Below are 12,610 nucleotides of genomic sequence, written 5' to 3'. Positions count from 1 at the left end.
CGTTACTCGCGCAAGCTACTCGTCGTAGTTTCGTGGATGCCGCAGCCACGGCTCGTTGGCATCGCCGAGCGTGCTCCACCCACGGTCACGCCCCAGCTGAGCGGCGAGTATCCCGACACACGAAATCGAGTTCTGGATGCGGCGGTCAAGCACTGCCTCAACAGCGTCTTCTAGCGGAACCCACTTCAGCTCAATGCCCGCCTCTTCCGCAAAGCGGTCGAAGGTGTCGCCGGTCGAGCTCACTCCACGTGCCAAGTAGATGCGCACAGCTTCGTTGCTTCCCCCTGGCGAGGTCAGCATTTCGCTGAGCACATGCCAGGACTCGGCTTGCAAATCCGTTTCTTCAGCGAACTCACGTTGGGCAGCCACCAGCGGCGACTCATTGACAACATCTAACAGCCCGGCCGGCAATTCCCAATCACGCAGTCGCACCGGATGCCGGTACTGCTTGATCAGCAAAACTCGGTCACGCTCGTCCAGAGCCAGCACCGCAACAGCACCCGTGTGGTTCGTAAACTCACGGGTGATGGCGATGCCGTCTAGCTCAAAAGTTTCGCGATCGATGTTCCAGACGTGGCCGGCGAATACGGTGTCGCTGGTCAGCAGCCGTGGGGTGACGCGGTCATCACTGAGCTCGTTATGCATCATCCTGCTCTGTCACCTCAAAGAGGCGGTTAGATTTTTGGCGCTCAATTGCCGCAGCAACGAGTCCTCGGAACAGCGGGTGAGCGCGGTTCGGGCGTGACAGCAGTTCAGGGTGCGCCTGAGTTCCCACGTAGTACGGGTGAACTTCGCGCGGCAACTCGACGAATTCGACGAGCGTGCGGTCGGGTGAGATTCCCGAGAACGTGAGTCCGGCATCCGCAATCTGCTGGCGGTATTCGTTATTCACTTCGTAGCGGTGACGGTGACGCTCGGCCGCCGTCGGTGCGCCATAGATTTCTTCGACGATCGAGCCGGGCTCGAGGTCAGCGTTGTAGAGACCGAGGCGCATCGTGCCGCCCATGTCTCCCCCAGCGATGATGTCGACCTGCTCGGCCATCGTTGCGATGACCGGGTACTTGCTGTCGGCGTCGAACTCCGTCGATGATGCGCCTTCAAGGCCAGCCATGTCGCGTGCATACTCAATGACCATGCACTGCAAGCCAAGGCAAATACCGAGAGTGGGGATGCCGTTCTCGCGCACGAACTTGAGCGCGCCGAGCTTGCCCTCAATGCCACGCACACCGAAGCCACCGGGCACGACGATGCCATCGAGGTCGCCGAGTTGCTTCGCTGCGCCTTCAGGAGTTTCGCATTCGTCTGAGGCGACCCAGCGAATATTGACCTTGGCGTTATTGGCGAAGCCACCGGCACGCAGTGCTTCCGTGACCGAAAGGTAGGCGTCCGGCAGATCGATGTATTTGCCGACGAGTCCGATGGTGGCTTCGTGCTTGGGGTTGTGCACGACTTCGAGCAGTTCGTTCCAGCCATCCCAGTTCACGGACTTCGCTTCGAGGCCAAGCTGATTGATGATGTACGCGTCGAGCCCTTGGCTGTGCAACATTTCGGGGATGTCGTAGATGCTGGAGGCGTCGGTAGCGTTCACGACGGCGTCTTCTTCAACGTCACACATGAGCGCGATCTTGCGCTTGTTGGATTCGGAGACGGGGCGATCACTGCGCAATACGAGCGCGTCGGGCTGAATGCCGATCGAGCGCAGTGCTGCGACGGAGTGCTGGGTTGGTTTGGTCTTCTGCTCGCCAGAGGCTGCCATGAAGGGCACGAGCGAGACGTGAACGAAGAACACGTTCTTGCGGCCGAGCTCGTGGCGAACCTGGCGAGCCGACTCGATGAACGGCAGGCTTTCGATGTCGCCGACGGTTCCACCGATTTCGGTGATGATCACATCGGGCTGCGGATCTTCATCGCTGAACGGGCCAGCAGCTTGCAGGCGCATACGGCGCTTGATCTCGTCGGTGATGTGCGGGATTACCTGCACGGTGTCGCCGAGGTATTCGCCACGACGTTCCTTGGCAATCACTTCGGAGTAGATCTGGCCCGTCGTGACGTTAGCTGCCTGATTGAGCTTGATGTCGAGGAAGCGCTCGTAGTGACCGATGTCGAGGTCAGTTTCGGCGCCGTCGTCGGTGACAAAGACTTCACCATGCTGGAACGGGTTCATAGTGCCGGGATCCACGTTCAGATAGGGATCCAGCTTCTGCATGACGACGCGGAGCCCGCGTGCTGTCAGCAGGTTACCGAGACTCGCCGCCGTGAGGCCTTTACCGAGAGAAGAGACGACTCCTCCGGTGACGAAGATGTGCTTTGTTACGACCGCGTTTATATTGTCCACCACGGGGTTCCATCCTATGCCTCGCTGAGGAGTTTTGTCGCCGCGTCGGGGCGTTTCGTTATCGGCTTAACAGCCTGCGCGCCCAGAGCCGAGGTCGACGGAGCTTTTCTGGGCACAATCTTCGAATGCTCGGAATGCTCGCGCGGCCTGCAATTCGCTGCAAATTAGCACCCAGCGCCGCTCGCGCTCACGTCAGCAGCCGCACTCTCGTCAGCGGCTGGCGCGCTCGAGCTCGTGGGCCGTCTGAATAAGTTCGCGTGCGTGGGCAAGCCCGGATTCGGAGTCGGGCAGTCCAGAAAGCAGTCGCGCCATTTCGGCGATGCGCGCTTCTCCTTCGAGCTTGTGCACACTGGATGCGGTAACCGAGCCGTCATCACCCTTGATGACGCTCAAGTGGTTGTCCGCAAACGCGGCGACCTGCGCCAAGTGAGTGACAACAATCACTTGGGCGGTGCGGCTGAGTTGGGCCAGCCGTTTGCCGATTTCGATGGCGGCGGCACCGCCGACTCCGGCATCCACTTCGTCAAAGATGAAGGTGGGAACGGGGTCGTTGCCGGCGATGACAACTTCGATGGCGAGCATGACCCGTGAGAGCTCTCCCCCGGAGGCGCCTTTACCGAGTGGGCGCGGTGGTGCTCCCGGGTGAGGGCGCAACAGAATCGCGACTTCATCTTTTCCGCTGAACGAGTAGTCGGTGCGGTCTTCGACGGTGACAACGATTTCGGCGTTGGCCATGGCTAGTTGGGTCAGTTCGCTCGTCACTTCGGCAGACAGCCGCTCGGCGCTGCGTGTGCGAACGTCGCTGACCTGAGCGGCGAGGGCGATGAGGTCGCCTTGGTCGGCTTCGACCTGTGCCCGAAGTTCATCGATGCGGGTGGAGTCATTGTCGAGCTCGAGCAAACGTTGGCTGCCCGTGTCGAGCACATCAACGACGTCGTCAAGGCTGTGACCGTGTTTCCGCACGAGGGTGGCAAGTTGGCTGCGACGTTCTTCTACCTGCTCAAGTTCGCGGCTGCCATCGGCATCGAGACTGCCTAGGTAGCCAGAGAGGTCAGTGGCAATTTCACCGAGAGTGATGGATGCTGCCGCTAACGCTTCCGCAATCGACGCAAGTTTGTTGTCGTGCTCAGCGACCCGCTCAAGCCCGCGGTGGGCCGAGGCCAGCTGCGCAAGCACATCGGAGCTGTCGTCTGCGGCATCCGCCGACAAAACCACGTGGGCGCCTTCTGCCGCGAGTCGAAGCCCTTCAAGGTTGGAGAGTCGATCAGCGCGTTCGGTGAGCTCAACGTCTTCACCGCGGCGCACATCAGCAGCCTCGATTTCGTCGATCGCCACGCGAAGCTCCTCGGCTTCCCGGCTGCGCAAGTCACCTTCGGCAACGAGCACATCAAGTTCAGCCTGCGCTGATTGCCACCGGCGAAAAACGGTGTGGTACTTCTCAAGCACTTTCGCTAATTCGGCGCCAGCAAAGCGATCGAGTGCGTTGCGTTGCGCGGTCGCCGACTTGAGGCGAATCTGTTCGGATTGCCCGTGCACGACAACAAGTTGGTCGCCCAGTTCCGTGAGAACGCCGACTGGCGCACTTCGCCCACCGACGACCGCTCGACTGCGACCTTCGCGAGAAACAGTACGCACGAGGAGAAGCTCTCCGTCATCGAGATCGCCGCCCGCATCTCGCACGCGTTCGGCAACAGCAGACTCGGGATCAATTACCCAGCGACCTTCTACGGATGCTTGAGCACTGTCGGCGCGGATCGCTGCCGCATCGGCGCGCTCACCCAACAGCAGTCCGAGGGCGGTTACCACCATGGTCTTTCCGGCACCGGTCTCACCAGTGAGCGCGGTAAAGCCGGGGCCGAGGGGAAGTCGCGCTGAAGCGATGACGCCAAGATCGCGAATCAGGATCTCTTCGATCACGACTGGTTTCCCTCCTCCGAGGCTGGCCCACGCCATCCGTTGACAGGCAAATTGAATTTCTTGACGAGACGATCAGTGAATGGACCCTGCGAAAGCCGGGCAAGCCGCACTGGCACGGGCGAGCGTCGCACGACGACGCGTGCGCCACGGGGCAGGTCGAAGGCGCGGCGGCCGTCACACCACAGCACCCCGATTCCCATATTGCGATCAAGCACCTCAACGGCAAGAGCCGAATCGGGGCCGACAACAATGGGTCGTGCAAACAACGCATGCGCGCTGAGTGGAACGAGCAAGATCGCGTCGAGACTCGGCCAGACGACGGGCCCTCCTGCCGAAAACGCGTAGGCCGTAGATCCGGTCGGAGTGGACATCACGACACCGTCGCAGCCAAACGAGGAGAGCGGCCGGCCGTCGACTTCGATGACGACTTCGAGCATCCGCTCACGGCTCGCCTTTTCAACAGTGGCTTCGTTAAGAGCCCACGATTCGTAGACAACCTCTGAGTCGACTTTCACTCTCACCGAGAGCGTCATGCGCTCTTCAACGAGGTAGTCGCGAGCAAGCGCACGCTCGACAGTAGAGGTAAGTTCTTCGCGTTCGCTTTCTGCTAGGAAACCGACGTGGCCCAGATTGACGCCGAGGAGCGGCGCACTGCAGCCGCGAGTCAGCTCGGCAGCACGAAGGATTGTTCCATCGCCGCCCAAGACGATCACGAGCTCAAGTTCACCCGTCTCGACCTCATTACCGAGTCGGGACACAGGGGAAAGGCTCGGATCAGCCTGAAGAATAGTTTCGTAACTGTCGGGTGCCAAGACGGGCACGATTCCGGCGCTAATGAGCTGGCGGCACACGGAAATTGCGGCGGTCAACGATTCGGCGCGACCGGTATGAGCGATTACTAGAATGTGGCGATCAGAAGCGTGAGAGTTCTCGGACTGCACCGTGCCCCTCTCAGTCGTAGGATGATGTAAATCGCGCTCTCGGCGATCGCAGAAACCTGCGTTAACCATTCTGTCGGATTCCCACCGACAAGTGCGCCCAGCACACGATTCTGGGGATATTGCCCGAGCGGATGCGGGCAAAACTCGCGGTGACCGCGAATCTGTTCACACCCAGCCACCTCTATACCTCCGGGGGTATTGTGGCAAACACGGCACAACCCGAGACGAGAGGAACCAAATCTGATGATGTGGGGATACGGAAATATGGGATGGCTTGGGGATACGGCTTGTTAGCAATTGTAGGCATCGCCCTGCTCGTCTATGTCGTTGTTCGTTTAGCCTCGAAGACGTCGGGTCGCAATGAAGCTGCACAAGAGCCGAAGCACACTAACGCTTCCGGAGCCAAGCAAATCCTCGAAGAACGTTTCGCTCGCGGTGAGCTCACCGCAGAGCAATATCGCGAACAGCTTCGGGTACTCGACGAGTCCCCGTAATGCCCGACATTAGCCGACGCAACGCTCTGATCCTCGGTGGAGTCGGAGTCGCCAGTGTCGCAGTAGGCGGAACCGGTTTCGTCATCACCCAAGGTCGCTCCTCTGGCTCGACCTCCGGAACAGTTGCCGGAACAGTCGCCGGAAAATCCCTCGTCGAGCCCACCGAGTTTCGCAGTGCCGACGGCTTGCTCAGCATTGACCTCGAAACCGCACCCCAACGAGTAACGATCGCAGGCCGTGACGTGAATGCGTTGAGTTACAACGGTGGCGTGCCAGGCCCCACTCTGCGCGTCCGTGCGGGAGATACCCTCAGCGTGAAGCTGAAAAATGGCTTGGCAGACCCGAGCAACCTGCACGTTCATGGGCTGCACGTCTCCCCCGAAGACAACAGCGACAACATGTTCGTCACCGTCGAAGCTGGAGATTCATTCGATTACCAGTACGAATTGCCTCCCGATCATCCCCCTGGCGTGTACTGGTACCACCCGCACCTTCACGGTTTCGTCGCCGAGCAAGTGTTCAGCGGGCTCTATGGCGCGATCATCGTCGAAGACCCCGAACCGATCCCCGCTGACCGGGAACGCCTCCTCGTCATCTCTGACATCACCCTCAACTCCAGCGGAAACATTCCCGCGGCCTCAGCGATGGATGAAATGACCGGGCGCGAGGGAGACCTCGTGCTCGTCAACGGACAACTCACGCCAGACCTGACTGCGCGCCCCGGAGAACGCGAACGCTGGCGCATTGTCAATGCCAGCGTGTCTCGCTACTTACGACTGCGACTCGACGGACAGCAACTGACCCTGCTCGGAATCGACTCCGGGCGGTATGAATCCCCTCAAGAAGTCGACGAGCTCCTACTAGCCCCCGGCAACCGGGCAGACCTTCTCGTCACCGGCAGCGCCGGAACAGCCACACTGCGTGCCGTCCCATATGACCGCGGCTCCGCCGACGGAATGATGGGCGGGGGCAGCTCTCGCAGCGGCGAGGAAGTCGCCTTGGCCACGTTTACCGTGGCCGGCGAGGGCGTCGACACCCCACCAGCGATCCCGCGCCAACCCGCCCAGCGCGACCTGCGCACAGAAACCGTGTACGCGAGACGCGAATTGGTCTTCGCCATGGACATGGGCGGCGGTATGGGTGCCGGCATGATGACCCCCACAATCAACGACCGCCAATTCGATGCCAGCCGCATCGACGCCACGGTGCAATTCGACAGCGTCGAGGAATGGCTGCTGACAAACACCAGCACCCTCGATCATCCACTGCACCTGCACGTCTGGCCAATGCAAATCATCGAACAGGATGGGCAGCCCGTCGACGCCCTCCTGTGGCAAGACGTCGTAAACATTCCCGCACGCAGTACAACACGCGTGCGGATCGCGTTCGAGGACTTCAGCGGAAAAACCGTCTATCACTGTCACATTCTCGACCACGAAGACAACGGGATGATGGGAATCATCTCCGCCAACTAGCAACGGAGACAATCATGAACTACGCACACACCGTCACAGTCTCGCTCCCCTACGAGGAAGCGATTGCCGCGACGAAACAAGAACTAGCAAACCAGGGTTTCGGCGTTCTCACCGAAATTGACATCCGAGCGACCTTCAACACCAAGCTCGGCACCGAAAGCGCAGATGCTGTCGGTGACTATCTGATTTTGGGCGCGTGCAACCCGACCCTCGCCGAGCAAGCACTCGCCGCCGATCCCGATATGGGGCTGCTACTGCCCTGCAACGTCGTCATCCGTCGAAGCCCGTCGGCAGAATCGACTACGGTTCAAGCGATCAATCCCCAGACCATGGTTCAACTGAGCGAAGTCGCAGCGATTCAGGCTGTTGCCGATCAAGCGGATGCACGACTTCGTGCCGCTCTGGCAGCCGTCGAAGGCGCTAGCAGCAACTAGTACTGGCTCGAAGCGCTCACCGTTTAGGCGATGGCAGCAACCTGCGAAATCCACTCTGTCGGGTTACTGCCGGCTGGGGTGCTCAACCAGACAAGGTATTCACGGTTTCCCGCGTTTCCCGCGATGGGGGAAGCAATAACGCCAGCTGTGCCGAGGCCGAGATCCCACGCTGCCCACAGCACGCCCATAATGGCTTCGTCCCGCAAGGCAGAGCCGTGCACAATGCCTTCGCGAATGTTGGTGCGCCCAACCTCGAATTGCGGCTTCACCAGCAAGACGAAGTCGGCGGTTTCGCTCACCGAGGCCTGCAGCGCCGGGAGCACAGTGCGAAGCGAGATAAACGAGAGGTCAGAAACTACGAGCGTTGGCGCTTCAACGGTGCCGCTCAACGCCGCAAGTGACTCTGCGGTGAGGTAGCGAGCATTCTCGCGCTCGATTGTGCGCACGCGAGCATCCGAACGAATCACGTCGACCAGCTGGCCATGCCCAACATCGAGCGCAATTACTTCACGCGCACCACGCTCGAGCAACACTTGAGTGAAGCCACCCGTTGACGCCCCAACATCGAGCGCGAGCTTTCCGGTGGCATCTACGCCAAAGGAATCGAGGGCGGCGACAAGCTTGTGGGCTGCACGACTGACGTAGTGATCTGTCTCTGCAACCTCAATAACATGGTCATCGTTGACCGGCGTAGACGCTTTGGGAATGGCAATGCCAACGACCGTAACGAGGTTGTCGGCGATAAGTTTGGCGGCGTGCGTGCGGGAGCGCGCAAGGCCACGGGCAGCGAGAGCCGCATCGAGACGCATATTAGCCATTACGTGAGAACGCGTCCTTGCCGTCAAGCTGCTGTTGAAGTTCGTCGTGAATTTGGGTGAAGGCTGCAGCGCGCGACTCGAGCGCTTGATCTTCGATCAGGCTCAGTCGTGACATCAGTCCGTCTGCCGGTGATTCGTCGCTCATGCTCACGAATATAGCTCCGCTGGCACCTCAAGAGCGTAGATGGCGCTCCCTGAGTTCCAAATTGCTGCGGCTCCGGCACGAAGCCGGTCAATGGATGTTCCGGCCGTCGTCACGGTGATTCGCTGTGCTTCGAGGCGCACTGTCGCGGTTCCCACCGACGTCACTACGGCGGCGCCGTCATGCGTGACCACGGTTTCTGGATACGGCTCGTGGAGCGCCCGCAGATCGTCAACGATCATCGTCGGACGCTCTTCGGGAATCGCCGCGAGTACTTGTTTCGCTTGGTCGATGCCGGTGAGTACGAGCAGCGAGGGGATGCCGGCCTTGTTGGCACCGAGAATGTCGGTATCGAGGCGGTCGCCAATCATCAGTGCATCGCGCGAGTGGTATCGAGCAAAAGCTTCTTCGAAGATTGCCACTTCTGGCTTGCCCGCGACGATGGGCAGTCGACCAACCGCGGTGTGCACGGCGGAGACAAGGGTTCCGTTTCCGGGTGCGGTGCCGCGAGCTTGGGGAATTGTCCAGTCAGTGTTCGTGGCGATCCACGGGATGCCGGCATCGCCACCTTTGAGGGCGAACGCGGCTTCGGCAAGGTGCACCCAGGCCACATCGGGGGCGAAGCCCTGCACGACGGCGGCTGGCGAGTCTTCAGCAGACCGAGTCACGACGAAGCCTGACTTCTCGAGCTCGCTCGTGAGCCCGTCTCCCCCGACAACCATGACAGTCGAACCTGCAGGAACTAACTCGCGAAGCAGTGCCATCGCTGCTTGAGGCGAAGTCACTACGTCGTTGGGTTCGACACGCAGCCCGAGCTCACTCAAATGAGTTGCGACGGATGCATCAGTGCGCGAGGCATTGTTGGTGATGTACGCCACTTGCGCGCCCTCAATCGCGTTGAGGCTCTCGACCGCATGCGGAATCGCATCAGGTCCGCGGTACACCACGCCATCGAGATCGGCGAGAACGAGCGCGACACCGTCAAGCGGTGTCTTAGCGGTCACTGGCGCCGTTTCCGGTTTCGCCAGTTTCTTCCACCGGCTTATCGTTCTCTGCATCATCACCATCTGCAACTAGTTCGTCGAACTCGAGCTCTTCTTCAATTACTTCGATCGTGGCGTCATCATCATCGTTGAGGGCGTCGGCGGCAACATCTGCGCGATCGAACCACGTTGCCGCTTCTTCGTCGCGACCGAGTTCTTCGAGCACAGTGCCGTAGGCGCCAAAGAGGGCGGGGCTGTAGCTGAAGGCTTTGGTCGGGTCGAGTTGCGGGATCTGCAGCTCGACTAGTGCTTCTTCGGCTTGACCGAGGTCAAGCCGCGCACCGGACATGGCGATTGCTAGTTCAACCTGAACGCCGGTCGACAGCGTGCTGCGGCGCACGGAGCGTCCAAGCTCAAGTGCGCGCTCGGGGCGCTCAAGCCCACGTTCGCTATCGACCATCATGGGTAGTTGATCGTCGCGTCCGGAGATACGACGGTAGGTGCGCAGTTCGCGAAGCGCCAGTGCGTAGTCTTCGGTGGCGTAGGCGGTAATGGCTAGCGTTTCGCGAACAACACCGATGCGGCCCGCACGACGTGCCGCCGAGATTGCGTGCTGGTGGGCGAGCTCTGGATCAGTTTCGATGAGCTGCGAGACCATCACGAGGTGCAGGGCTACGCCGTCGGCGTTTTCCTTGCTGAGAGTCTTGAGTTCGTTTAAGGCAATTCTGTCAAGCATCTTCGGAGTGATGCCCTCTGGAACCTCCGGTGCCTGGTGGAACGCACGAACGGAACGGATGCCGAACGGGTCGCGATCTTCCTCTGGCTCACGTTCACTCGCGTTGTGGTCTCCGCGTGCGGGAGCTCCACCCTTGGTCCAGAGACGCTTCTCGGGGGGACCATCACTGCGGCCGGAACCACGATCGGGGCGTCCGCCACGTTCCGGACGGCCGGAGCCATCGTTGCGCTGGGGACGAGCCGGGCGGTCACTGCGCTCGGAGCGGCCCGAACGGTCACCGCGGTCTGGTCGATCGTTTGAACGCGGAGGCCGACTGTCGCGGTCGCCTGAGCGAGGCGCACGATCATCGCGGCCATCGCCGTCACGACGCGGTCGACGGTCGTCGCCAGCGTTGGAGTTGTATCGAGGTTTACGGTCTTCACCGGACGGTGCGTCATCACGACGCGGTCGACGGTCATCGCCTTCGGGCTTGGCCCGCCAAGGGCGATCAGAGGCGGATGCTGGCTTTCCGCGAGCTGGCCCGCCTGCGGCGTTGTCGCGGCGCGGTTTTCCGTCGCTTGGTCGGCCTTCACCAGGGCGTCCGCCGGTGGGGCGTCCACCAGATCGGGGCGCACCGGAACGGCTTCCGTGGGGTCGGCTATCGCGCCGACCGTCGTTACCTGATGAATCGCTCACTTGTTGCTCCTGATTATGGGTAAAACTTAACGCAAAATAGCCACCCACTGTGTCTATTCAACACAGGGGTGGCCATTTTACAATTTAAGTCCGGCGGTGTCCTACTCTCCCACAAGGTCCCCCTTGCAGTACCATCGGCGCAGAGAGTCTTAGCTTCCGGGTTCGGAATGTAACCGGGCGTTTCCCTCTCGCTATGGCCGCCGAAACACTATTGATTTATGTATCAGTCTGGGCCAGTAAACATCAGTTCAGAGTCCTCCGTGAAGAGGGCCCCGGCTGTGTTAGCTGGGCGCAGTTCCCGACCGTAAATCGGGAACCACAAAGTGGACGCGAGAATTCTTCTCATTCACCATTCGAAGTCCTTACGGACTCCCAGTGAGGTGGGGTGTTATCAATTTATCGACTTATTAGTACTGGTCAGCTCCACAGGTCGTTAGTCCCTGCTTCCACATCCAGCCTATCAACGCAGTAGTCTAGCTGCGAGTCTCTCGGCCTAAGCCATGGAAATCTCATCTTGAAGCTGGCTTCCCGCTTAGATGCTTTCAGCGGTTATCCATTCCGAACGTAGCTAATCAGCGGTGCTCCTGGCGGAACAACTGACACACCAGAGGTTCGTCCATCCCGGTCCTCTCGTACTAGGGATAGATCTTCTCAAATTTCCTGCGCGCGCAGAGGATAGGGACCGAACTGTCTCACGACGTTCTAAACCCAGCTCGCGTACCGCTTTAATGGGCGAACAGCCCAACCCTTGGGACCTACTCCAGCCCCAGGATGCGACGAGCCGACATCGAGGTGCCAAACCATGCCGTCGATATGGACTCTTGGGCAAGATCAGCCTGTTATCCCCGAGGTACCTTTTATCCGTTGAGCGACAGCGCTTCCACAAGCCACTGCCGGATCACTAGTCCCGACTTTCGTCCCTGCTCGACTTGTCAGTCTCACAGTCAAGCTCCCTTGTGCACTTACACTCGACACCTGATTACCAACCAGGTTGAGGGAACCTTTGGGCGCCTCCGTTACTTTTTGGGAGGCAACCGCCCCAGTTAAACTACCCACCATGCACTGTCCCTGAACCGGATTACGGTTCGAAGTTAGATATCCAATATGACCAGAGTGGTATTTCAACAATGACTCCACCTGAACTAGCGTCCAAGCTTCACAGTCTCCCACCTATCCTACACAGGCCACACCGAACACCAATACAAAGCTATAGTAAAGGTCACGGGGTCTTTCCGTCCTTCTGCGCGTAACGAGCATCTTTACTCGTAGTGCAATTTCGCCGAGTTCGCGGTTGAGACAGCTGGGAAGTCGTTACGCCATTCGTGCAGGTCGGAACTTACCCGACAAGGAATTTCGCTACCTTAGGATGCCTTGGCAGTCTCAGCCACCGCCGTTTACTGGGGCTTAAATTCACAGCTTCGCCTTACGGCTAACCGTTCCTCTTAACCTTCCAGCACCGGGCAGGCGTCAGTCCGTATACATCGTCTTGCGACTTAGCACGGACCTGTGTTTTTAGTAAACAGTCGCTTCCCACTGGTCTCTGCGGCCCTGCAGCGCTCCCGGAGCAAGTCCGTTCACGCCTTAGGCCCCCCTTATCCCGAAGTTACGGGGGCATTTTGCCGAGTTCCTTAACCACGATTCTCTCGATCTCCTTAGTATT

10 protein-coding genes, 2 rRNA genes and 1 pseudogene are annotated in these 12,610 nt (G+C 59.9%); 3 read left to right on the top strand and 10 right to left on the bottom strand.

All coding sequences use genetic code 11. From position 1 onward, the window contains the following. Positions 1–15: 15 nt before the first annotated feature. From ON14_RS00075 to ON14_RS00060, 4 genes are all read right to left on the bottom strand, one after another. A complete protein-coding gene (locus ON14_RS00075; RefSeq protein WP_010202096.1) occupies positions 16–648 on the bottom strand; it encodes an NUDIX domain-containing protein in 633 nt (210 codons plus the stop codon). Beyond that, complete coding sequence (locus tag ON14_RS00070) at positions 638–2,338, bottom strand: CTP synthase (protein ID WP_010202094.1); 1,701 nt, start codon at positions 2,336–2,338, stop codon at positions 638–640. Before ON14_RS00070 ends, ON14_RS00075 begins: the two co-directional genes overlap by 11 nt. A 207-nt stretch (positions 2,339–2,545) precedes the next feature. Next, entirely contained in the window at positions 2,546–4,252 is a 1,707-nt protein-coding gene (gene recN / locus ON14_RS00065; protein WP_010202092.1) for a DNA repair protein RecN, read from the bottom strand. Continuing rightward, on the bottom strand, positions 4,249–5,193 hold the full coding sequence (locus ON14_RS00060) for an NAD kinase (protein ID WP_010202091.1): 945 nt from the start codon (positions 5,191–5,193) through the stop codon (positions 4,249–4,251). Before ON14_RS00060 ends, recN begins: the two co-directional genes overlap by 4 nt. A 243-nt stretch (positions 5,194–5,436) precedes the next feature. Between ON14_RS00060 and ON14_RS00055 the strand changes: the two are divergent. The 3 genes and pseudogenes from ON14_RS00055 to ON14_RS00045 all read left to right on the top strand — a co-directional run bounded on the left by ON14_RS00055 (position 5,437) and on the right by ON14_RS00045 (position 7,596). Beyond that, positions 5,437–5,687, top strand: a pseudogene (locus ON14_RS00055) (SHOCT domain-containing protein). Beyond that, positions 5,687–7,162, top strand: coding sequence for a multicopper oxidase family protein (locus ON14_RS00050; RefSeq protein WP_010202089.1), 1,476 nt, complete (start codon positions 5,687–5,689; stop codon positions 7,160–7,162). The pseudogene ON14_RS00055 and the gene ON14_RS00050 overlap by 1 nt, the downstream one beginning before the upstream one ends. A 14-nt stretch (positions 7,163–7,176) precedes the next feature. Then, entirely contained in the window at positions 7,177–7,596 is a 420-nt protein-coding gene (locus ON14_RS00045) for a DUF302 domain-containing protein (RefSeq protein WP_010202087.1), read from the top strand. A gap of 23 nt (positions 7,597–7,619) precedes the next feature. Here ON14_RS00045 and ON14_RS00040 read toward each other — a convergent pair whose 3' ends face one another. The 6 genes from ON14_RS00040 to ON14_RS00015 form a co-directional block, all read right to left on the bottom strand. After that, positions 7,620–8,414: a TlyA family RNA methyltransferase gene (locus ON14_RS00040; protein WP_010202085.1), complete on the bottom strand. Its 795-nt coding sequence runs from the start codon at positions 8,412–8,414 to the stop codon at positions 7,620–7,622. Beyond that, entirely contained in the window at positions 8,407–8,559 is a 153-nt protein-coding gene (locus ON14_RS15905; protein WP_192812256.1) for a hypothetical protein, read from the bottom strand. The genes ON14_RS00040 and ON14_RS15905 overlap by 8 nt, the downstream gene beginning before the upstream one ends. A 2-nt stretch (positions 8,560–8,561) precedes the next feature. Beyond that, positions 8,562–9,560, bottom strand: coding sequence for an HAD-IIA family hydrolase (locus ON14_RS00035; RefSeq protein WP_010202084.1), 999 nt, complete (start codon positions 9,558–9,560; stop codon positions 8,562–8,564). Then, positions 9,550–10,950: a hypothetical protein gene (locus ON14_RS00030; protein ID WP_192812255.1), complete on the bottom strand. Its 1,401-nt coding sequence runs from the start codon at positions 10,948–10,950 to the stop codon at positions 9,550–9,552. The genes ON14_RS00035 and ON14_RS00030 overlap by 11 nt, the downstream gene beginning before the upstream one ends. Before the next feature lie 88 nt (positions 10,951–11,038). After that, positions 11,039–11,155, bottom strand: a 5S ribosomal RNA gene (gene rrf / locus ON14_RS00020). A 181-nt stretch (positions 11,156–11,336) separates the two neighbouring features. After that, positions 11,337–12,610 (bottom strand): 23S ribosomal RNA (locus tag ON14_RS00015); the annotation flags it as partial.

Source organism: Salinibacterium sp. PAMC 21357, assembly GCF_000247645.1.
Taxonomy (GTDB): Bacteria; Actinomycetota; Actinomycetes; order Actinomycetales; family Microbacteriaceae; genus Rhodoglobus.
The sequence above is the reverse complement of the archived record's forward strand: the minus strand, read 5'-3'. Positions and strand labels throughout refer to the sequence as shown.

What these genes read in the sequence shown, in the direction of transcription:
- ON14_RS00075 (WP_010202096.1), bottom strand. Translation starts at nt 648, where the DNA reads ATGATGCATAACGAGCTCAGTGATGACCGCGTCACCCCACGGCTGCTG.
- ON14_RS00050 (WP_010202089.1), top strand. Translation starts at nt 5,687, where the DNA reads ATGCCCGACATTAGCCGACGCAACGCTCTGATCCTCGGTGGAGTCGGA.
- ON14_RS00045 (WP_010202087.1), top strand. Translation starts at nt 7,177, where the DNA reads ATGAACTACGCACACACCGTCACAGTCTCGCTCCCCTACGAGGAAGCG.
- ON14_RS00040 (WP_010202085.1), bottom strand. Translation starts at nt 8,414, where the DNA reads ATGGCTAATATGCGTCTCGATGCGGCTCTCGCTGCCCGTGGCCTTGCG.
- ON14_RS15905 (WP_192812256.1), bottom strand. Translation starts at nt 8,559, where the DNA reads ATGAGCGACGAATCACCGGCAGACGGACTGATGTCACGACTGAGCCTG.